At 58.2% G+C, this 18760-nt stretch carries 25 protein-coding genes; 13 read left to right on the forward strand and 12 right to left on the reverse strand.

Features of this window, described 5'->3' with window-relative positions; all coding sequences use genetic code 11:
* Nucleotides 1-11: 11 nt before the first annotated feature.
* Nucleotides 12-407, forward strand: a complete 396-nt coding sequence (locus DVA44_RS15410; RefSeq protein WP_114387461.1) for a lysozyme inhibitor LprI family protein — start codon at nt 12-14, stop codon at nt 405-407.
* Here the strand turns inward: DVA44_RS15410 and rutR are convergent.
* Nucleotides 404-1042: an HTH-type transcriptional regulator RutR gene (rutR, locus tag DVA44_RS15415; RefSeq protein ID WP_114387462.1), complete on the reverse strand. Its 639-nt coding sequence runs from the start codon at nt 1040-1042 to the stop codon at nt 404-406. The two genes, DVA44_RS15410 and rutR, sit on opposite strands and share 4 nt — an antisense overlap.
* A 290-nt stretch (nt 1043-1332) precedes the next feature.
* Between rutR and rutA the strand changes: the two genes are divergently transcribed.
* From rutA to rutG, 7 genes are read left to right on the forward strand one after another with little or no spacing between them, the layout of a single operon-like run.
* Nucleotides 1333-2424: a pyrimidine utilization protein A gene (gene rutA / locus DVA44_RS15420; protein WP_103179024.1), complete on the forward strand. Its 1092-nt coding sequence runs from the start codon at nt 1333-1335 to the stop codon at nt 2422-2424.
* The gene (gene rutB, locus DVA44_RS15425; protein ID WP_114387463.1) at nt 2424-3116 is read left to right on the forward strand and encodes a pyrimidine utilization protein B; all 693 of its coding nucleotides are present in this window, start codon (nt 2424-2426) and stop codon (nt 3114-3116) included. Before rutA ends, rutB begins: the two co-directional genes overlap by 1 nt.
* Nucleotides 3117-3127: 11 nt before the next feature.
* Nucleotides 3128-3514 carry a pyrimidine utilization protein C gene (rutC, locus tag DVA44_RS15430; RefSeq protein WP_103823659.1) on the forward strand — a complete coding sequence of 129 codons (387 nt, stop codon included), beginning with the start codon at nt 3128-3130 and terminating at the stop codon, nt 3512-3514.
* 7 nt (nt 3515-3521) lie between these two features.
* The gene (gene rutD / locus DVA44_RS15435; RefSeq protein WP_114387464.1) at nt 3522-4334 is read left to right on the forward strand and encodes a pyrimidine utilization protein D; all 813 of its coding nucleotides are present in this window, start codon (nt 3522-3524) and stop codon (nt 4332-4334) included.
* On the forward strand, nt 4331-4921 hold the full coding sequence (locus DVA44_RS15440; RefSeq protein WP_103823657.1) for a malonic semialdehyde reductase: 591 nt from the start codon (nt 4331-4333) through the stop codon (nt 4919-4921). The genes rutD and DVA44_RS15440 overlap by 4 nt, the downstream gene beginning before the upstream one ends.
* 9 nt (nt 4922-4930) lie before the next feature.
* Nucleotides 4931-5422: an NADH-dependent FMN reductase RutF gene (gene rutF / locus DVA44_RS15445; protein ID WP_103823656.1), complete on the forward strand. Its 492-nt coding sequence runs from the start codon at nt 4931-4933 to the stop codon at nt 5420-5422.
* Between the two features lie 20 nt (nt 5423-5442).
* Nucleotides 5443-6768, forward strand: a complete 1326-nt coding sequence (gene rutG / locus DVA44_RS15450; protein ID WP_114387465.1) for a pyrimidine utilization transport protein G — start codon at nt 5443-5445, stop codon at nt 6766-6768.
* Here rutG and DVA44_RS15455 read toward each other — a convergent pair.
* Together DVA44_RS15455 and DVA44_RS15460 are read right to left on the reverse strand one after the other, a co-directional pair.
* Nucleotides 6759-7676 (reverse strand): DMT family transporter, encoded by a 918-nt coding sequence (locus tag DVA44_RS15455; protein WP_114315382.1) that lies wholly within the window; start codon nt 7674-7676, stop codon nt 6759-6761. The genes rutG and DVA44_RS15455 overlap by 10 nt on opposite strands.
* Nucleotides 7677-7816: 140 nt before the next feature.
* Nucleotides 7817-7993 carry a general stress protein gene (locus DVA44_RS15460; RefSeq protein ID WP_032617468.1) on the reverse strand — a complete coding sequence of 59 codons (177 nt, stop codon included), beginning with the start codon at nt 7991-7993 and terminating at the stop codon, nt 7817-7819.
* 394 nt (nt 7994-8387) lie between these two features.
* Between DVA44_RS15460 and wrbA the strand changes: the two genes are divergently transcribed.
* Complete coding sequence (gene wrbA, locus DVA44_RS15465) at nt 8388-8984, forward strand: NAD(P)H:quinone oxidoreductase (protein ID WP_103179016.1); 597 nt, start codon at nt 8388-8390, stop codon at nt 8982-8984.
* A gap of 20 nt (nt 8985-9004) precedes the next feature.
* Nucleotides 9005-9232 carry a YccJ family protein gene (locus DVA44_RS15470; RefSeq protein ID WP_103179015.1) on the forward strand — a complete coding sequence of 76 codons (228 nt, stop codon included), beginning with the start codon at nt 9005-9007 and terminating at the stop codon, nt 9230-9232.
* A gap of 144 nt (nt 9233-9376) precedes the next feature.
* Here DVA44_RS15470 and agp read toward each other — a convergent pair whose 3' ends face one another.
* Complete coding sequence (gene agp / locus DVA44_RS15475) at nt 9377-10618, reverse strand: bifunctional glucose-1-phosphatase/inositol phosphatase (protein WP_114387466.1); 1242 nt, start codon at nt 10616-10618, stop codon at nt 9377-9379.
* A gap of 145 nt (nt 10619-10763) precedes the next feature.
* Between agp and DVA44_RS15480 the strand changes: the two genes are divergently transcribed.
* On the forward strand, nt 10764-11213 hold the full coding sequence (locus tag DVA44_RS15480; protein WP_114387467.1) for a helix-turn-helix domain-containing protein: 450 nt from the start codon (nt 10764-10766) through the stop codon (nt 11211-11213).
* Between the two features lie 65 nt (nt 11214-11278).
* On the opposite strand, the gene DVA44_RS15485 is transcribed toward DVA44_RS15480, so the two are convergent.
* The 5 genes from DVA44_RS15485 to DVA44_RS15505 all read right to left on the reverse strand — a co-directional run bounded on the left by DVA44_RS15485 (nt 11279) and on the right by DVA44_RS15505 (nt 14174).
* Entirely contained in the window at nt 11279-11755 is a 477-nt protein-coding gene (locus DVA44_RS15485; protein WP_114387468.1) for a DUF1348 family protein, read from the reverse strand.
* Between the two features lie 527 nt (nt 11756-12282).
* Nucleotides 12283-12849, reverse strand: a complete 567-nt coding sequence (locus tag DVA44_RS15490; RefSeq protein ID WP_103823649.1) for a TetR/AcrR family transcriptional regulator — start codon at nt 12847-12849, stop codon at nt 12283-12285.
* A 124-nt stretch (nt 12850-12973) separates the two neighbouring features.
* The gene (locus tag DVA44_RS15495) at nt 12974-13480 is read right to left on the reverse strand and encodes a DUF4865 family protein (protein ID WP_114387469.1); all 507 of its coding nucleotides are present in this window, start codon (nt 13478-13480) and stop codon (nt 12974-12976) included.
* Nucleotides 13477-13866, reverse strand: a complete 390-nt coding sequence (locus DVA44_RS15500; RefSeq protein WP_114387470.1) for a tautomerase family protein — start codon at nt 13864-13866, stop codon at nt 13477-13479. Before DVA44_RS15500 ends, DVA44_RS15495 begins: the two co-directional genes overlap by 4 nt.
* Before the next feature lie 5 nt (nt 13867-13871).
* The gene (locus DVA44_RS15505; RefSeq protein ID WP_114387471.1) at nt 13872-14174 is read right to left on the reverse strand and encodes a carboxymuconolactone decarboxylase family protein; all 303 of its coding nucleotides are present in this window, start codon (nt 14172-14174) and stop codon (nt 13872-13874) included.
* A 100-nt stretch (nt 14175-14274) separates the two neighbouring features.
* On the opposite strand from DVA44_RS15505, the gene DVA44_RS15510 reads away from it, so the two are divergent.
* Both DVA44_RS15510 and leuA read left to right on the forward strand, forming a co-directional pair.
* On the forward strand, nt 14275-15156 hold the full coding sequence (locus DVA44_RS15510; protein WP_114387472.1) for a LysR substrate-binding domain-containing protein: 882 nt from the start codon (nt 14275-14277) through the stop codon (nt 15154-15156).
* Between the two features lie 95 nt (nt 15157-15251).
* Entirely contained in the window at nt 15252-16928 is a 1677-nt protein-coding gene (gene leuA / locus DVA44_RS15515) for a 2-isopropylmalate synthase (RefSeq protein WP_114387473.1), read from the forward strand.
* Here leuA and DVA44_RS15520 read toward each other — a convergent pair.
* The 3 genes from DVA44_RS15520 to DVA44_RS15530 all read right to left on the reverse strand — a co-directional run bounded on the left by DVA44_RS15520 (nt 16880) and on the right by DVA44_RS15530 (nt 18703).
* Complete coding sequence (locus DVA44_RS15520) at nt 16880-17674, reverse strand: helix-turn-helix domain-containing protein (RefSeq protein ID WP_114387474.1); 795 nt, start codon at nt 17672-17674, stop codon at nt 16880-16882. The two genes, leuA and DVA44_RS15520, sit on opposite strands and share 49 nt — an antisense overlap.
* A 3-nt stretch (nt 17675-17677) precedes the next feature.
* Nucleotides 17678-18265, reverse strand: coding sequence for a YcxB family protein (locus tag DVA44_RS15525; RefSeq protein ID WP_246843581.1), 588 nt, complete (start codon nt 18263-18265; stop codon nt 17678-17680).
* An 81-nt stretch (nt 18266-18346) separates the two neighbouring features.
* Nucleotides 18347-18703, reverse strand: a complete 357-nt coding sequence (locus DVA44_RS15530) for a hypothetical protein (protein ID WP_114387475.1) — start codon at nt 18701-18703, stop codon at nt 18347-18349.
* Nucleotides 18704-18760: the final 57 nt, after the last annotated feature.

Consider the following 18760-nt stretch of genomic DNA (forward strand, 5'->3'; position numbering starts at 1 on the left):
GGGAGGGAAAGATGAAACGAGCTTTTATCGCCGGTGCCGCGTTACTGCTGAGCACCAGCGCGCTGGCGGATGAGTGCGCCAACGCCAGCACCCAGGCGGAGATGAACAGTTGCACCGCGCAGCAGTATCAGGCCGCGGATAAAACCCTGAACCAGACGTATCAGTCAGCCATCAAGCGCGCCGACGCCCCCCAGCGTGAGCTGCTGAAAAAGGCGCAACAGGCGTGGATCGCCCTACGCGATGCCGACTGCGCCTTTATCGGCTCCGGCACTCAAGGCGGCTCCATTCAGCCGATGATTGTGAACCAGTGCCTGGCGGATAAAACCAACGAACGGGAAGCCTATCTGGCTACGCTGATGCAGTGCGAAGAGGGCGATTTAAGCTGCCCGCTACCTCCGGGGAATTAACGCACCCGGATCCCTTCGATAATCATCCGCTCAACGTTTTCCACCGTGCTTTGGAAAAAGTCGTCATCCTTGAGCGTCTTGCCCGTCACCGCTTCCACCTGGGCGGAAAAGTCGGCGTAGTGTTGGGTCGCCGCCCAGATCATAAAGATCAGATGGTGCGGATCGACCGGCGCCAGTTTGCCGGTAGCGACCCACCCGGCTATGATCGCTGACTTCTCATCCACCAGCGATTTCATATCCCCGCTCAGCACCGTTTTCAGCAGCGGTGCCCCCTGCAGCATCTCCAGACAGAACAATCGCGAGGCTTGGGGATAGTCCCGGGAGACCTCCAGCTTCAGGCGGATATACTGCTGGATCGCCACCAGCGGGGTCAGCTCTTCGCGAAACGCCTTCAGCGGGGCCAGCCAGATATCGAGGATCTGTTGCAGAACGGAGACGTACAATGCCTCTTTCGAGGGGAAGTAGTAGAGCAGATTGGTTTTTGACACCCCCGCCAGCTCGGCCACCTGCTCCAGCCGCGTGCCGTGAATGCCAAACTGCGAGAAGGTCTCCAGCGCCGCCGAGAGGATTGCCTGTTTTTTCGCGCTCACCGCCTGCGAACGTTTACCGCCTGTCTTCACTGCGCCTTGTGCCATTTGCTCACTCCGTGTTGATCAGCTCCCAGCATAGCAAAAACCCCTGCCTTACCACGACAATCTGCACCGCTACCGCGCACGACTGCCTGCTTTGTGTGCAACTATTTTGACCAGACAGTCCACTTTTATCACCAGCAATTCATCAACCATTTCTTAACACGCTAATAACATTACAGATTTCAAAACTGGCATCCCCTTTGCAAAACCGAGACTACGCGGCTGAACAGGAAATGCAGGATGCAGCGCCACGTCTGACTTTCACCCCATGCTGAGATGAAGAGAGGTTCGTGATGAAAATTGGCGTATTCGTTCCCATTGGCAATAACGGCTGGTTGATCTCTACCCACGCGCCGCAGTACATGCCGACCTTTGAGCTGAACAAAGCCATCGTGCAGAAGGCAGAGCACTATCACTTCGATTTTGCCCTGTCGATGATCAAGCTCCGCGGCTTCGGCGGGAAAACCGAATTCTGGGATCACAACCTGGAGTCCTTCACCCTGATGGCGGGGCTGGCGGCGGTCACCTCCCGCATCCAGATCTACGCCACCGCCGCCACCCTGACCCTGCCTCCGGCCATCGTGGCGCGGATGGCCTCCACCATCGACACCATCTCCGGCGGACGCTTTGGCGTTAACCTCGTCACCGGCTGGCAGAAGCCGGAGTATGAGCAGATGGGGCTCTGGCCGGGAGATGACTATTTTTCGAAGCGCTATGACTATCTCACCGAGTATGTGCAGGTCCTGCGCGATCTGTGGGGCACCGGCAAGAGCGACTTTAAGGGCGAGTTCTTCACCATGAACGACTGCCGCGTCAGCCCCCAGCCGTCGGTGCCGATGAAGGTGATCTGCGCCGGGCAGAGCGATGCCGGGATGGACTTCTCGGCGAAATATGCCGACTTCAACTTCTGCTTCGGCAAAGGGGTCAACACCCCAACGGCCTTTGCCCCTACCGCTGCGCGCATGAAACAGGCCGCTGAAAAAACCGGGCGCGATGTCGGCTCCTACGTGCTGTTTATGGTCATTGCCGACGAGACCGACGAGGCGGCGCGGGCGAAGTGGGAGCACTACAAAGCCGGGGCCGACGACGAAGCTCTGAGCTGGCTCAGCGAACAGAGCCAGAAGGATACCCGCTCCGGGGCCGACACCAACGTGCGGCAGATGGCCGACCCGACCTCAGCGGTGAATATCAACATGGGCACCCTGGTGGGCTCCTATGCCAGCGTGGCGCGGATGCTCGATGAGGTCGCCAGCGTGCCGGGCGCTGAAGGGGTGCTTCTGACCTTTGATGATTTTATTGCCGGGATTGAGACCTTTGGCGAGCGCATCCAGCCGCTGATGCAGTGCCGCGCCCATATTCCGGTTATGACAAAGGAGGTCGCGTGATGACCACTCTGCCCGCACGCCCGGAAGCCATCACCTTTGACGCCCAGCAGAGCGCGCTGATCGTGGTGGATATGCAGAACGCCTACGCCAGCCCTGGCGGCTATCTCGACCTCGCCGGGTTTGACGTCTCCGCCACCCGGCCGGTGATCGAGAATATCCGCACCGCGGTGGCCGCCGCCCGCAAGGCCGGGATGCTGATTATCTGGTTCCAGAACGGCTGGGATGAAGAGTATGTGGAGGCGGGCGGCCCTGGCTCGCCCAACTTCCACAAATCGAACGCGCTGAAAACCATGCGCCAGCGCCCGGAGCTGCACGGCAAGCTGCTGGCGAAAGGCGGCTGGGATTATCAGCTGGTGAATGAGCTGGTGCCGGAGCCGGGAGACATCGTGCTGCCGAAACCGCGCTACAGCGGCTTTTTCAACACCCCACTGGACAGCATTTTGCGCAGCCGCGGGATTCGCCATCTGATCTTTACCGGCATCGCCACCAACGTCTGCGTGGAGTCCACTCTGCGCGACGGCTTCTTCCTGGAGTACTTCGGCGTGGTGCTGGAAGACGCCACCTACCAGGCGGGGCCGGCATTCGCCCAGCAGGCTGCGCTGTTCAACATCGAAACCTTTTTTGGCTGGGTTACTGACGTCGCCACCTTCTGCGACGCCCTTTCCCCTGCCGCTTACGCCCGTATCGCCTGAGGAGCTACCCTATGCCGAAATCTGTGATTATCCCCCAGGGGACCAGCACGCCGATTGCCCCTTTCGTCCCCGGCACCCTGGCGGACGGGGTGGTTTACGTCTCGGGCACCCTGCCGTTCGACGCGGACAATAATGTGGTGTTTCCCGATGACCCAAAGGCGCAAACCCGCCACGTGCTGCAGACCATCCAGCGCGTTATCGAAACGGCGGGCGGGACTATGGCGGATGTGACCTTCAACAGCATCTTTATTACCGACTGGAAAAACTACGCCGCGATTAACGAGATCTACGCCGAATTTTTCCCCGGCGATAAACCGGCGCGCTTCTGCATTCAGTGCGGGCTGGTGAAACCCGAGGCGCTGGTGGAGATCGCCACTATCGCCCACATTGGCCGCTGAGGTTGCCATGAATCTATCCATTTCACCGCCGCCCTTTGCGGACGCGCCGGTTGTGGTGCTGATCGCCGGACTGGGGGGCTGCGGCAGCTACTGGCTGCCTCAGCTCGCCGACCTGGAGCAAGGGTATCAGGTGGTCTGCTATGACCAGCGCGGCACCGGCAATAACCCCGGCGAGCTGCCGGAAGATTACACCCTGGCAGCGATGGCCGACGAGCTGTGGCAGGCGCTCTCTCTCGCGGGGATCGCGCGGTTCAGCGTGGTGGGCCATGCCCTGGGGGCGCTTATCGGCCTGCAGCTGGCAATGGATCACCCGGAGGCACTCAGCGCGCTGGTGTGCGTTAACGGCTGGCTGACGCTGCATCCCCATACCCGCCGCTGCTTCCAGATCCGCGAGCGGCTGCTGCATGCCGGAGGGGCGCAGGCGTGGGTGGAAGCCCAGCCGCTGTTTCTCTATCCCGCCGACTGGATGGCGGCCCGCCAGCCGCGCATGGAGGCCGAAGAGGCGCTGGCCCTGGCCCACTTCCAGGGCAAAACCACGCTCCTGCGCAGGCTGAATGCCCTGAAGCTGGCCGATTTCAGCCGCCAGACGGCGCGCATTCACTGCCCGGTGCAGATACTTTGCGCCGCCGACGATCTGCTGGTGCCCTCGGTCTGTTCAGCAGAGCTGCATGCCGCCCTGCCCGGCAGCCTGCTTACCGTGATGCCCCGGGGCGGCCACGCCTGCAACGTGACCGAGCCGGAGGCGTTTAACGCCCTGCTGCAAAACGGGCTCGCCAGCCTGCTGCACCGCCACGAACGTTTACTGAAGGAGTTGCCATGAGTGAAGCCATCACCCCGACGGCGCAGCATGCGCTGTTTACCGAAGCGCGAACCCACAACGGCTGGCTGGATCGTCCGGTCAGCGACGAGACGCTGCGCGAAATCTATGACCTGATGAAGTGGGGGCCCACCTCCGCCAACTGCTCTCCGGCGCGGATGGTCTTTATCCGCACCCCGGAAGGCAAAGAGAAGCTGCGCCCGGCCCTCTCCAGCGGCAACCTGCAAAAGACCCTCACCGCCCCGGTGACGGTTATCGTTGCCTGGGACAGCCAGTTTTACGACCGTCTGCCGGAGCTGTTCCCCCACGGCGATGCCCGGAGCTGGTTTACTGCCAGCCCACAGCTCGCCGAGGAGACCGCTTTTCGCAACAGCACGATGCAGGCGGCCTATCTGATCGTTGCCTGCCGGGCGCTGGGGCTGGATACCGGGCCGATGTCCGGTTTTGACCGGGAGAAGGTGGACGCGGCCTTCTTCACCGGCAGCAACCTGAAAAGCAATCTGCTGATCAATATCGGCTACGGCGATACCAGCAAACTCTACGGGCGACTGCCCCGCCTGAGTTTTGAAGACGCCTGCGGGCTGGCATAAGGAGCCACCATGAATATCGATAAACAAACGTTTCGTGATGCCATGGCCTGTCTGGGCGCGGCGGTCAATATCATCACCACCGACGGCCCGGCCGGCCAGGCGGGCTTTACCGCCAGCGCGGTATGCAGCGTGACCGACTCACCGCCAACCCTGCTGGTGTGCCTGAATCGTAGCGCCTCGGTGTGGCCGGTCTTTAACGACAACCGCACCCTGTGCGTCAACACCCTGAGCGCCGGGCAGGAGTCGCTCTCGAATCTGTTTGGCGGCAAAACCCCGATGGCCGACCGCTTTGCCGCAGCAGGCTGGCAGACGGGTGCCACCGGCTGTCCACGTCTCGACGAGGCGCTGGCTTCGTTCGACTGTCGCATTAGCCAGGTGGTGAGCGTCGGCACCCACGACATTCTGTTTTGCGAGATTGTTGCAATAACCCGCCACCCGGTGCCCCAGGGCCTGGTGTGGTTTGACCGCGGCTACCACGCGCTGATGCGACCCGCCTGTTAATCCTCCTTAAGGAGCAGCTGATGGCACTATTCGGTTTTCCTCACTGGCAGTTGAAATCGACCTCCTCTGATAGCGGCGTGGTCGCGCCGGATGAACGTCTCCCGCTGGCGCAAACCGCGGTGATGGGGGTGCAGCATGCGGTGGCGATGTTTGGCGCCACGGTGCTGATGCCCATTCTGATGGGGCTGGATCCTAACCTGTCGATTCTGATGTCGGGCATTGGCACCCTGCTCTTCTTTTTCATCACCGGCGGACGGGTGCCGAGCTATCTCGGCTCCAGCGCCGCCTTTGTCGGGGTGGTGATTGCCGCCACCGGCTTTTCCGGCCAGGGGGTAAACCCGCAGTTGAGCGTGGCGCTGGGCGGGATCATCGCCTGCGGGGCACTCTACACCGCGGTGGGTCTGGTGGTGATGAAGCTGGGCACCCGCTGGATCGAACGCCTGATGCCGCCGGTGGTCACCGGGGCGGTGGTGATGGCAATCGGTCTTAACCTGGCGCCCATCGCCGTCAAAGGGGTTTCCGGCTCGGCCTTTGACAGCTGGATGGCGGTGATGACGGTGCTCTGTATCGGCCTGGTGGCGGTATTTACCCGGGGGATAATCCAGCGGCTGCTGATCCTGGTGGGGCTGATCTTCGCCTGCCTGATCTACGGTCTGCTGACCAGCGTCTTCGGGTTCGGTAAACCGGTCGATTTTGCTCTCGTGCAACAGGCGGCGTGGTTTGGCCTTCCGCAGCTCACCTCGCCCACCTTTAACGGCCAGGCGATCATGCTGATTGCCCCGGTGGCGGTGATCCTGGTGGCGGAAAACCTCGGCCATTTGAAAGCGGTGGCCGGCATGACCGGACGCAATATGGACCCCTATATGGGGCGGGCATTTGTGGGAGACGGGCTGGCAACCATGCTGTCGGGTTCGGTGGGCGGCAGCGGCGTCACTACCTATGCCGAGAACATCGGGGTGATGGCGGTAACCAAGGTCTACTCGACGCTGGTCTTCGTGGCGGCAGCGGTGATTGCCGTGCTGCTCGGCTTTTCACCTAAATTCGGTGCCTTGATCCACACCATCCCGGGGCCGGTGATTGGCGGTGCGTCAATTGTGGTGTTTGGCCTGATTGCGGTAGCCGGGGCGCGGATCTGGGTGCAGAACCATGTTGATCTCAGCCAGAACGGCAACCTGATCATGGTCGCCGTAACGCTGGTGCTGGGGGCGGGGGATTTTGCCCTTTCGCTCGGCGGCTTTACCCTGGGCGGGATCGGCACGGCCACTTTTGGCGCAATTGCGCTTAACGCCCTGCTCAGCCGCCGGATGACGGGGGTGACGCAGGGCACAGTGGCGGCTCAGGATTGATCCAGCGTGGCGCTGTCGTCCGGCAGCGCCTTCTTTTTTCTTTTCAGCTTCAGCTCACTCACCAGCACGCCCGCGATGATAAAGGCGCCCCCCAGCAGGGCGAGCAGCGGCAGGCGCTCCCCGGCCAGACGGCCAAAGATCCCCGCCCACACCGGCTCCCCGGTATATATTACCGTCGCCCGGGTGGGCGAGACGCTGCGCTGGGCCCAGTTCATGGTCACCTGAATAATGGCGCTGAAAATCCCCAGCCCCAGGGCCACCATCCAGAGCCCTGCCGACATCGGCGGAACCGACTCCCCGGCCGGGATCATGGTCAGAAACGCCACCAGCGAGGCGGTCGCCAGCTGCACGACGGTGACGCGCTTGACGTCCACCTTTCCGGCCCAGGCGCTGATGAGGATGATCTCGGCGGCAATCGCCACTGCGCCCACCAGAGTGATCATCTCTCCAGGCCCGAGCGCCAGCAGGTTATCTTCCGGCCCTGCCAGCAGGATCAGCCCGATAAAGGCCAGCACAATGCCGATGCAGGACATCATTCCCGGCATGCGGCGCAGGCAGAGCCACTGCAAAAGCGGCACCAGCGGGACATACATGGCGGTAATAAACGCCGATTTACTGCTGGGAATAGTCTGTAATCCCCAGGTTTGCAGGCTGTAGCCCATCGCGATCGCCACCCCGATCGCCAGCCCCGCTTTCAGTTCGGTCAGGGTCAGGCCGCGCAGGGTTTTGAGCGAAATGAGCGCCACCGCCAGCGCAGCCGTGGCAAAACGCAGGCCGACAAAGAAGAAAGGGCCGCTCTGCGTGACGGCGTACTGTACGGCAAGAAAGGTCCCACCCCAGAACATGGTGATAAGGATCAGGATCGCTTCCTGCGGTTTGATCGAAAAGGCATAACGGGAGAGAGACATGGGGCACCAGCACAAAGAGTCAATCCGCTAGTGTGTAAGGAATTTGATAACACTTCAATAACAGGCATAAAAAAACCGCCGGGGATCCCGGCGGCGGGGGTGCCAGAGGTCAAAAGACCCCTACTTCAGACGGCTGCAACTTAACTGCTCTTGTTGCCGCCATGGCTATTTTTGCCCCCTTTTTTGCCAGCTTCGGATGCACGTTGAGGGTCGTTTTTAAAGTTCCCCCCACTTTGCTGGCCACCTTTACGTCCTGCTTCTGATGCTCTTTCACGGTCTTCTGCAAAATTACCTGACCCACCACGATGGTTTGCCATGTCGGACCTCCAGAGTTAAAAACATAAGATTTAATTCTGCATTCAGTGAAAGCGAATTCTTCCACCTGACGACGCTAAAAAAGAGTCTTTAACTGCGCCGCGTGAACTTAAGCTTAGTGGAGCAGGCGCATTCGGCCAGCGAATCGTAATATCCTGCAATACGATATCAGCCTTTTGTATGAAGCCTGCCGAAACGGAACCATAAGCCTTTCTTATCATTGCAAAAATTTACCCTAGTGAAAATGTTTCATTTTGCTACGACGAAAGTCTGTCATTCTTTATTGTTTAAAATCAAATAAATGGCGTCCAGATTTGCAGTCTCGCTGTCACGTCATATCTTTAAAAGAGGGCAGCATGCCGCTGACCGTAAAAATCATGCGAGGAGTGAAGCGAAATGACGAAAATTCTGGTGCTCTACTATTCCATGTACGGACACATCGAAACCATGGCTCATGCAGTTGCGGAAGGCGCCAGGAAAATCGAGGGGGTTGAGGTGGTGATCAAACGCGTACCGGAAACCATGCAGGCAGAAGCTTTTGCCAAAGCGGGCGGTAAAGCGCAGGAGGCGCCGGTGGCCTCCCCGCAGGAACTGGGCGATTATGACGCAATCATCTTTGGTACCCCAACGCGCTTCGGCAATATGGCCGGCCAGATGCGCACCTTCCTCGACCAGACCGGAGGATTGTGGGCCAAAAATGCGTTACTCGGTAAAGTCGCCAGCGTGTTCAGCTCCACCGGCACCGGTGGCGGACAGGAGCAGACCATCACCTCAACCTGGACCACCCTTGCGCACCACGGGATGGTGATTGTGCCCATCGGCTACGGCACCCCGGAACTGTTTGATCTTTCCCAGCTCCGTGGCGGTACGCCGTATGGCGCAACAACGATTGCCGGGGGCGACGGTTCACGTCAGCCTTCGGAAGCAGAACTGAACATTGCCCGCTATCAGGGTGAATATGTCGCCGGCCTGGCTGCTAAACTGAAAGGTTAACTCTCAACAGGAGGATTACTATGCCAACTCAAGAAGCTAAAGCACATCGCGTCGGGGAATTTGCGCGTTTACGTAATACGTCACCGGAGATCGCTGAGGCGATTTTTGAAGTCGCAAAATATGACGAAAAACTGGCAGAGAAAATCTGGGAAGAAGGTAATGATGAAGTTCTGATGTTAGCCTTCCAAAAAACCGACAAAGACTCGCTGTTCTGGGGCGAGCAGACCATCGAGCGTAAAAACGTCTGATAATCGTGCGGACAAAAAACGCCTGATGGCGCTACGCTTATCAGGCCTACGGGATTCGTAACCAGAGTTGGATTTTGTAGGTCGGGTAAGCGAAGCGCCTCCCGACATTTCAGCCCCTCTCCCCTTCAGGGAGAGGGGCTGAACTTATTGCGCCGCGGTATTCAATACCTTATTAAAGCTCTCCACCGGGCAGAATCCGTCTGCATCCACCGGACAGCCATTCAGTTCCAGGGTAACGCGCTGGGCCGGGGCTTCTAACGTCAGCACCTGGGCATTACGCAGCTGCTCGGAACTCTGATAGACATACTCAATTTTCATCAGATCGCGATTGCCGGTTTTGTCGTGCCAGCGCTGGAAGACGATCTTGCCGCCAATCGGTGTGCGCTCGTACTGGCCGTGCAGCTGATAGGGTTTAAAATCCAGCGCCTTCAGCAGTGAAGCGATGTTGGAGTCATGCCCCACCAGCACGGTGATTTTTGGCGCTTTCGCCCGATCGGTGACCAGTGCATTATCGATATATTTCACCAGCGGTTTCGCCACGTTACGCGCCACCTCTGCCGAGGTAAAAAGCGAATCCTGATAGCCATTTTTTAGCTGAGAGAGCACCCGCCACTGCTGGTCGGTTTTGATTTCGCCCCACGCTACCTGATCCAGCGGGAAGCCCTCGTAATATTGCAGGGTGAAGGCATCTACCAGCGAATTCCCCACCTTCAGCGGGCCGGAGACGCCAGGCTCTTTCTGGTACTCGGCGCTGTAGGTGTCTTTCGCATCCGTCAGGGAGCAGACCTGTTTCTCTTTGCAGGAAGGCGAATCCTTGTAGTCGGTCATCTGTTCCAGCAACCGGTAGCTTTCGTCGAGCTTCATCCCCTGGCGCTCGTTATTCATCGCCTGCAGGGCTTTCTCGCGGAATTCCGGGGAGTTATCGGTGATCACCGGGTTAAAGGTCGGGTCCATTGTGCCCATCTGTTCCTGATGGTGTACCGGCACATCGCAGCCCGGGAACGCCCCGGTAATGAAGAACTGCGCGGTCGCCACCGTGCGTTGCAGGCTGTTGGCGTAGGCATAAACGCTGTTCGCTGCCGGACACTCACCGGCGGTTACTACTCCCTCCTCCGCCAGCCACTCGCGCATGTAGTGGCCCATATAGACCTCCAGCACGCCGCCTTTGGTAGTGAGCTGCCCGCCCGGCACATCCCACTCCGGCCATTTTTCTGGGGTCGACTGCTCCAGCACGCTGCCGTTATTGGCCAGCGGTGCGCGCAGGTTATGACGGCTCATGATCAGAACCTGTTCCAGCTGATACCCTTCCGGCGCGGTTTGCGCCTGAACGCCGCCAGAGAGCCCGATGCTGCCCGCCACGGCGACAGCGATTAGTGCTTTTCTCATCCCTAATTCCTCACCTGTTTATTGTCGTTAACAGTGTGACAGATCTGTGACGAATTACCTGGAGCCTGCCCGCAAAGTGACGGCTTGCTTTGTACGCGGGGGTAATTGGTTTTATAATTAAACTTACTGCTGATAAGGAGAGACCGTGAAACGTACCCGCCTCGAAGAGAGTCCCTGTCCTGTCGCCCGCTCGCTGGATATTATCGGCGACTGGTGGTCCCTGCTGATTGTGCGTGATGCCCTGAGCGGCATTACGCGTTTTGGTGAGTTTCAGAAAAGCCTCGGCATCGCCAAAAACATGCTGGCGACCCGGCTGAAGCTGCTGGTGGACGAAGGCATTCTGACGCTGCAACCCGCCTCCGACGGCAGCGCCTGGCAGGAGTATGTGCTGACCACAAAAGGCCGCGAGCTGCAAACCGTGCTGCTGGCGCTCTCCCAGTGGGGAAATGAACACCTGTTTGCCGAGGGGGATACCGGTACGGTGCTGGTGGACGCGCGGGATCGTCAGCCGCTACGCAAGCTCACGATGGTGGCAAGTGATGGGCGGGAGCTGGGGCCAGGTGAGGTGGTGGCGAAGTATCCGCAGACGAAATAACTGAGTGAAACAACACTAACGCCCGACCAGGAAAGTCGTCGGGCGTTGCGGAATAAAACGGGACGTTAAAGACCCAGTTCCGATAACCCTGGATGATCGTCAGGACGACGCCCCAGCGGCCAGTGGAATTTACGTTCGCTTTCCTTGATAGGCATGTCGTTGATGCAGGCGAAACGGCGCTGCATCAGGCCATCTTCGCCAAATTCCCAGTTCTCATTTCCGTAAGAGCGGAACCAGTTACCGGAATCATCGCGCCATTCATAAGCGTAACGGACGGCAATGCGGTTGCCGCCAAATGCCCATAATTCTTTAATCAGGCGATACTCAAGTTCTTTTTTCCATTTACGTTCCAGGAAGCCTTTAGCTTCTTCGCGATTATTCGCAAATTCTGCGCGATTACGCCATTTGGTATCCAGAGAATAGGCCAGCGAAACTTTTTCAGCGTCGCGGCTATTCCAGCCATCTTCAGCAAGCCTGACTTTTTCAATTGCTGATTCAAGCGTAAACGGAGGCAGTGGCGGACGAATTTGTGCATCAGACATGGTTAAGACTCCTGTAAATTGGCAGAGAGGGTTAAAACGCCTTTCCGATATAGACACATAAACTATTTCCCCTGTTATTTAGCGTCCTTTTCATTCGTGGCGATTTTGCAATATGCAGTCACGCCAATATCCATTTACCAGAGAGTTCTTGTTGTCCATGAATTCATGGTAGAACGATCGTTCTACCTCGTCAAGCGTGTATCTGTAAAAGGATTAAAAAATAATAAAATATCATTAGCGATATACTTATTTTACCGTCCCCTTACAAGCAACCCGACAAAACCATATTATTTACAACAACATATGATTATAGAACCTTAATTTTATGGCCTTTGCGATACGAAAATCGTACCCGGTCAGAATAGAAAAAAGGCGGCAGGGAATAGCGTCGGAAATAAATATTCGATAAGAGAGGAAGTATTTTATGAACTTTCATATTCTGTTCATAAAAACAGAATATAAGTATGAAAGATATGAGTATGAATTATTTCTATTTCAGTGTCTGTACCTCTGAGTTCAGGTCTCGTTTACGAGACCTGTTTCAGTAACAATTGAGCAATATCTTTTGCATCATCGGCGGCGCTGTAATCGCCCATGACGCGTGATACGGTTATAGCGCCTTCAACCAATAACAGCAATTGCCTTGCCAGGGCTGAAGCGTGCTCAATATTCAGTTGCCCGGTCAACTCCAGGGCATAATCCAGTATTTTCTGTTTATGCAGTCTGGCAATCTGGCGAATGGGATCGGCACTGTCCCCCACTTCCCCGGCGGTATTGATGAATGCACACCCGCGGTATCCTTCCGACTCAAACCAGCCTTTAAGCACGGTGAACATATTCAGGATACGTTCTTGCGGTGTATCCCCTTTGTCGCACTCGCTTCTGAACCATTCCATCCAGCGGACATCCCGCGCGTTCAGCGCAGCAGCCGCCACTTCGTCTTTATTCGCGAAATAGCGATAGATGCTTTTCCGGGCCACACCTGAGGTCTTCACCAGAAGGTCCATACCGGTGGCATGGATGCCGTTCTGGTAAATGAGTTCTTCAGCGGACGCGAGGATTTTTTCTCGTGTGTCAGTCGTATTTTTGTTCATAGGTCAATGGTAGAACGATCGTTCTCCTCAGTCAATTTTCTTTTCGTCCAGAATCGCTACGAATTTTTCCTGTTCCGGAATGCCGCTACCTTCAAAGAGTTAAGCCTAATCAACGGTGGAGGACTTAACCTATGTCCTCACTCGCCACATACGCAACCCGATAATTCTCCTTCCCTGCCTGCGGCGCCCCGACAAAATCCACCTGCAACAGTTGCCAGCGGCTGACATCCCACCCGCAGAGCGGGGCATGCAGTTGCAGTGCCGACAGGTCGCTGTGCGCGGGGATCGTCTGGCGAGCAATCGACAGCCAGGCGGCACTTTTCACCTCTGCCACAGCCGGCAGGCGCAGCGCCAGCCAGGTGTCGATCTGCGGCCAGCCAAAATCCTGTGTCAGCCTGCGAAAGCCGGGGCTCTGTAAAAACTGCGTCATCGCGGCGACACTCTCCCAGACGTAGAGCGGTGCATAGCGGTTTTCCACGCTAAAATCGGCATCGCGTCTGGCAACAAGGAAGGCCTTAAACAGCAGGCCGGGAAAGCCGTTCAGTTTCGCACCATGCTCCGCGATGCGCCGTTCAATAATGGTCATATCGTAGTCGGCTGGCAGCGTGAAGCGATATTGCATAACGATCATACCCCCTCCTCTGACAGCATCTGTCCCCGACTAAAGCTCCACTCTTCGGCGGTATTGAACTGGATCATCACCATCACGTCATCCGGATGAATAGCCAGCGTCCTGTGCAGCTCTTCGCAGAGCCGGCGGCAGAAATTTTGCTTTTGCGCAGCGGTGCGGGGCTTGCCCGCCAGGATGTGAAACTGAATAAACTTGTCGCTGCGCCCGCCGCTTTTATAGTGGCGATCGAATAGGTGCAGCCTGGCCGGGATCTCCTCGAAAATCTGGAAGCGGTCCCCCGGCGGAACCGCGAATTCCGCCTCCAGGCTCTGCTGGAGGAGGTCGGAGATCCGTGCTATCTGCGCGTCGCTGTACCCCGGCCGCAGGGAGATACGAGTAAAGGGCATCGGGGTTACTCCTCTTCCAGGCAGCCGAGAGCGGAGACCGCCGCAGGCCAGCCGGCGTAGAACGCCAGATGGGTGAACACTTCGGTAATTTCCTCCCGGGTCAGGCCGTTTTGCTGGGCGAAGTCGATATGCCAGGGCAGTTGCTGCATCCGCCCCAGCGCCGTCAGCGCGCCCAGAGTGATGAGGCTGCGATCGCGCGGGGAGAGCGCGTCGCGTTTCCAGATGTCATTGAACAGCACCTCCCTGCTCAGCTCGGCCAGTTTCGGCGCGACGCGGCTCAGGGTTTCAGAAGTAAGGGATGTGGCCATGATGTTCTCTCCGCATTGACAGTAAGGCGATTCTGACCCCATAGTTTCATCCTGAAAATCAAATTATATTTGCACCACCATCCCGTATTTCAGGACATTTATGAACAAGCTCCCTCCGACGCTCGACCTTGATGCGCTGCGCAGTTTTGTCACCGGTATTGAGTGCGGCAGCTTTGCTCTGGCCGCCACCCATCTCTGCCGCTCCACTTCGGCGGTGAGCGCCCAGCTCAAAAAGTTGGAGCAGCAGTGCGGTGCAGAGCTGGTGATGAAAAAGGGCCGAGGCCTGACGCTGACCCGCAACGGAGAGATCGTCATGAGCTACGCCCGCCGCATGCTGGCGCTGAATGACGAGGTGCAGTTCGCGCTAAAAGGCGAGCTGCTGCAGGCGGAGATCCGCATCGGCATGCAGGAGGATTTTGGAGAGTCGCTGATGCCAGGCATCCTGGGCGAATTCAGACGCCACCATCCGGGGGTGCGGATCGTTGCCAGAGTGGATCGCAACCGGGCGCTGCTCAATGCCTTCGATGATCACGCTCTGGATATGGTGCTGCTGTGGCAGAACGAGAGCGAGCCACGCAAGGGACGGTCGATCGGCCAGAGCCAGATGGTGTGGATCCAGCCCCCGGAGATGGAGATTCGTTCCCTGCTTGCCCGGGGCGAGCCCCTGCCGCTGGTGATGTTCGACACCCCCTGCCTGATGCGCGCCCACGCCATCGACTGCCTGAACCGGGCGGGCATCCCCTGGCAGGTGGTCTTTGTCAGCCACAGCCTGAGCGGGATCTGGGCGGCGGTACAGGCCGGGCTCGGCGTGACGCTGCGGACCCGGATCGGGATGCCTGCCAGCCTGCGGGTGGCGGGAAGCGTGCTGCCCACGCCGGGCAGGCTGGGGATCACCCTCGAACAGCACGGCAGCGAGGCAGAGCCACGGGCGCAGGCCCTGCTGGCGCAACTGATGGAGCAGGCTCTGCTCGGGGTGAAATAAATGGCGGATCCTCGCCACAGGTTGTCAGTTATGCGCCAGTGCCCTGCCCCGTTCTTCGCCAGGATAAAAAACAGAACATCACCTGGAGAACCCCTATGTTGCGCAACCCTTCGCAAAAGTACGTGGCCTATGCCCCCATTTCGTTACCCGACCGCCAGTGGCCGGATAAGATCCTGACCCACGCCCCGCGCTGGCTATCAACCGACCTGCGCGACGGCAACCAGGCGCTGGCGGAACCGATGGATATCCCCCGCAAGCTGCGCTTCTGGGAGCAGCTGCTCAAATGCGGCTTCAAGGAGATTGAGGTGGCGTTCCCCTCCGCCTCAGAGACAGATTTTCAATTTGTCCGCCAGCTGATTGAGGAGCAGCGCATCCCGGATGATGTCACCATTCAGGTGCTTACCCAGGCCCGCAGCGATCTGATTGAGCGCACCTTCGCTTCCCTCGATGGGGCAAAACGCGCCACGGTGCATCTCTATAACGCCACCGCGCCGCTGTTCCGCCAGTTGGTCTTTCGCCAGAGCCAGGAGGAGATTGTGCAGCTGGCGGTCAGCGCCACGCGGCAGATACGTGCGCTGTGCGAGGCCAACCCGCAGACGCGCTGGACCTATGAGTATTCGCCGGAAACCTTCTGCTTTACCGAACCGGAGTTTGCCCTGCACATCTGCGAGGCGGTGGCGGATGTCTGGGAACCCTCTGCCGAACGGCCGATGATCGTCAACCTGCCTGCTACGGTGGAGGTCAACACCCCCAACGTCTATGCCGATCAGATCGAGTATTTCTGCCGCCACTTCTCCCGTCGGAGCGAGGTCTGCATCAGCGTCCATCCCCATAACGATCGCGGCAGCGGCGTTGCCAGCGCCGAGCTCGCCCTGCTGGCGGGTGCCGACCGGGTGGAAGGTTGCCTGTTCGGTAACGGGGAGCGCACCGGGAACGTCTGTCTGGTGACCCTGGCGATGAACCTCTACAGCCAGGGGGTCTCGCCGCAGCTCGATTTCAGCGATATGAAGCAGGTGGTGGAACTTGTGGAGCAGTGCAACCAACTGCCGGTGCATCCCCGCCATCCTTACGCCGGTAAGCTGGCTTTTACTGCCTTCTCTGGCTCACATCAGGACGCCATCAAAAAGGGGTTTCACGCCCGGGAACAGTCCGCCTCCCCGCGCTGGGAGATGCCCTATCTCCCGGTGGACCCGGAAGATATCGGCTGTAGTTATGAGGCGGTGATCCGCGTTAACAGCCAGTCCGGCAAAAGCGGCGCGGCGTGGATGCTGGAGCAAAATCATGGCCTGGCGCTGCCCCGGGCCCTGCAACAGGACTTTAGCCGCCACGTTCAGGCGCACACCGATCGGGAAGGTACCGAGATGACGCTGAGTGCGTTGTGGCAGCTTTATCGCGAGCTGTATGGGCCACATCAGCACGCCCCACGGCAGCTGCTGGATTACCGCACCGAAAGCCAGGCCGACGGCGGGCTGCTGCTGTGGGCCCGCGTCCAGACCGCCGACGGGATTGTGATCCTGGAGGGGAACGGTAACGGCCTGCTCTCTGCCGCCGCCAGCGCGATAAAAGCCAGTTTTCATCTGGCCTTCGCCATTGAGGATTATCACGAGCATACCCTCGGGAGGTGCAGCGAAAGCCGCTCAGCGGCCTATATCCGCTGCAGCTTTAAGCAGTGCGCCAGCCGCTGGGGAACGGGCATCGACAACGATGTTTCCCGGGCGTCGCTTCAGGCTTTGCTGAATGCGTTGCCGGAGAGCGCCTCAGGCGGGAAGTAGTCGCTAGGCGCCACGCCGAGCGTGCGGCGGAACATGGCGCTAAAGGCGCTGTGACTCTCATAACCGAGGTCCAGCGCCACCCGCAGCACCGATTGCCCCTGCGCGAGGCGGTTCAGCGCCTCCATCAGCCGCGCCCGGCGCAACCATTCGCTGAATGCCAGCCCGGTCTGCTGGCGGAAGTGCCGCAGCAGGGTACGTTCACTGATATTGAGCGTTTTTGCTGCCAGCGCTGTGGTCCATTTTGTTCCCGGCTCGGCCTGGATCTGGCGGCACAGGGCCAGCAGCGCGGGGGCCTGGGGTTCCGGCAGGTTAAACGGCAGTACGCCGATCCCCCTGATTTCATCGAGGATCAGCTCATAAATGCGCTCCGCCCGGCTGCCCGCGGCGTAGCTTTCCGGTAGTTGCAGCGAGGCGACGATCAGCTCGCGCAGCAGGGTGGAGATTTGCACAACCTGGCAGACCGAGGGTAAATCCGCCCGGGCGAAAGGATCGATAAAGAGCGTCCGGGCCGCTACGTCACCGGTGATCAGCAGCCGATGTTGCGTCCCGGCAGGCAGCCAGACGCCCCGCCCCGGCGGCACAATCCAGACCCCCTGCCCGGTCTCTACCCGCACCACCCCGCTGAGGGTATGCAGAAGCTGGGCGCAGGTATGGCTGTGCCAGGGCTCCGTTTCGCCATGGGTGTAATCATGGGCAAAAGGCACCAGCGGGCGGGTGGCAAAGCTGAACTGCTGTTGGGTTGTCATCGATTATCTATTTTGCGCTATCTGCGCGTTGATAAAGTCAAACACATCCGCGGCTTCGTTTGCTGAGGCAAATACTCTCTCGGGTATCACCACACAATTATCACTGCGCATATGGATAAAAATAAAACCCCCTTTTCTGTAGCTTTCCTTCACTTTTTCCCAATAGATTTTAACGCTGGCGGTGTTAGTGATATTTTCAATAAAGAAACGGTTGAGCTTCACTTTCTGTAAAGTCTCCTCGTCTTCCTGCTCAGCCTGCTGCTGCTTTTGCATGACCTTATTCATGACCACATCATAGAGTTTGAACAGCGCCAACGCGACGCCAAACAGCACGAGCAGCGCGATACTGAACATTTTTGCTCTGGCGAGAAAATCACCGTCGGGAGCGGTTTGCAGGCTTAACTGCAACAGGGTGATAAAATTAAATAAGGCCGCCACAGCTAAAACAGAGACCGCAGCCTTATGAATGAGAAAAAGAGAACCGTAAGGTTTGAGGTGTTCTTTTTTATGATCGTTGATGAGCTTGCCCGCTTTAGTACGCTCCAGTGCTGATAATGAATAATCCACAACGATTCTGTTTTTTCTTATCATGCCTCTCCCTCTTATTTAGCGCCTGATTGTTTTTTTATCCTAACATATTGCCCCATCAGGATGGCGTTTCCCCTCAGCCTATTACCGCCTTACACAGGGTTGCATGATGTCATCCAGAGTGCGGAGATCTGTTTTTGCCCCGGCAATGAGCGTGATACTGATCTCTTTTGACCCACGCACATGGTACATATCTACCTGAGCGATCCGCTGCTGCGCTTTGCTGATATCAAAAAAGTTAGGGGTATCCGCCTCAGGATAAATCACCTCAACACCATAGCCCTCTGCCGACAAGGCATCGCGCAGACAGTGGTAGCGCCCCACTAGCCCCGGGTGAGAAGAGACCGAATAGACCTGATACACCGTCGCATCACCAAAGGGATGGATAACACTGCACGCCGTCAGGATACCCGCTAACGCTATAAGTCCAATGATTTTCATAATTGTTCCCACTTTTCAGAGGCTCCCGGCTGGAAAGCCCGCCATCAGTAGCAGTGA

Origin of the sequence: Leclercia sp. W17 (genome assembly GCF_003336325.1) — a bacterium.
Lineage (GTDB): Bacteria > Pseudomonadota > Gammaproteobacteria > Enterobacterales > Enterobacteriaceae > Enterobacter.

Bases quoted from the DNA above. Each gene is read 5' to 3' on its own strand.
- DVA44_RS15410 (WP_114387461.1), top strand. From the start codon at position 12: ATGAAACGAGCTTTTATCGCCGGTGCCGCGTTACTGCTGAGCACCAGC.
- rutR (WP_114387462.1), bottom strand. From the start codon at position 1,042: ATGGCACAAGGCGCAGTGAAGACAGGCGGTAAACGTTCGCAGGCGGTG.
- rutA (WP_103179024.1), top strand. From the start codon at position 1,333: ATGAAAATTGGCGTATTCGTTCCCATTGGCAATAACGGCTGGTTGATC.
- rutB (WP_114387463.1), top strand. From the start codon at position 2,424: ATGACCACTCTGCCCGCACGCCCGGAAGCCATCACCTTTGACGCCCAG.
- rutC (WP_103823659.1), top strand. From the start codon at position 3,128: ATGCCGAAATCTGTGATTATCCCCCAGGGGACCAGCACGCCGATTGCC.
- rutD (WP_114387464.1), top strand. From the start codon at position 3,522: ATGAATCTATCCATTTCACCGCCGCCCTTTGCGGACGCGCCGGTTGTG.
- DVA44_RS15440 (WP_103823657.1), top strand. From the start codon at position 4,331: ATGAGTGAAGCCATCACCCCGACGGCGCAGCATGCGCTGTTTACCGAA.
- rutF (WP_103823656.1), top strand. From the start codon at position 4,931: ATGAATATCGATAAACAAACGTTTCGTGATGCCATGGCCTGTCTGGGC.
- rutG (WP_114387465.1), top strand. From the start codon at position 5,443: ATGGCACTATTCGGTTTTCCTCACTGGCAGTTGAAATCGACCTCCTCT.
- DVA44_RS15455 (WP_114315382.1), bottom strand. From the start codon at position 7,676: ATGTCTCTCTCCCGTTATGCCTTTTCGATCAAACCGCAGGAAGCGATC.
- DVA44_RS15460 (WP_032617468.1), bottom strand. From the start codon at position 7,993: ATGGCAAACCATCGTGGTGGGTCAGGTAATTTTGCAGAAGACCGTGAA.
- wrbA (WP_103179016.1), top strand. From the start codon at position 8,388: ATGACGAAAATTCTGGTGCTCTACTATTCCATGTACGGACACATCGAA.
- DVA44_RS15470 (WP_103179015.1), top strand. From the start codon at position 9,005: ATGCCAACTCAAGAAGCTAAAGCACATCGCGTCGGGGAATTTGCGCGT.
- agp (WP_114387466.1), bottom strand. From the start codon at position 10,618: ATGAGAAAAGCACTAATCGCTGTCGCCGTGGCGGGCAGCATCGGGCTC.
- DVA44_RS15485 (WP_114387468.1), bottom strand. From the start codon at position 11,755: ATGTCTGATGCACAAATTCGTCCGCCACTGCCTCCGTTTACGCTTGAA.
- DVA44_RS15490 (WP_103823649.1), bottom strand. From the start codon at position 12,849: ATGAACAAAAATACGACTGACACACGAGAAAAAATCCTCGCGTCCGCT.
- DVA44_RS15495 (WP_114387469.1), bottom strand. From the start codon at position 13,480: ATGATCGTTATGCAATATCGCTTCACGCTGCCAGCCGACTACGATATG.
- DVA44_RS15500 (WP_114387470.1), bottom strand. From the start codon at position 13,866: ATGCCCTTTACTCGTATCTCCCTGCGGCCGGGGTACAGCGACGCGCAG.
- DVA44_RS15505 (WP_114387471.1), bottom strand. From the start codon at position 14,174: ATGGCCACATCCCTTACTTCTGAAACCCTGAGCCGCGTCGCGCCGAAA.
- DVA44_RS15510 (WP_114387472.1), top strand. From the start codon at position 14,275: ATGAACAAGCTCCCTCCGACGCTCGACCTTGATGCGCTGCGCAGTTTT.
- leuA (WP_114387473.1), top strand. From the start codon at position 15,252: ATGTTGCGCAACCCTTCGCAAAAGTACGTGGCCTATGCCCCCATTTCG.
- DVA44_RS15520 (WP_114387474.1), bottom strand. From the start codon at position 17,674: ATGACAACCCAACAGCAGTTCAGCTTTGCCACCCGCCCGCTGGTGCCT.
- DVA44_RS15525 (WP_246843581.1), bottom strand. From the start codon at position 18,265: ATGATAAGAAAAAACAGAATCGTTGTGGATTATTCATTATCAGCACTG.
- DVA44_RS15530 (WP_114387475.1), bottom strand. From the start codon at position 18,703: ATGAAAATCATTGGACTTATAGCGTTAGCGGGTATCCTGACGGCGTGC.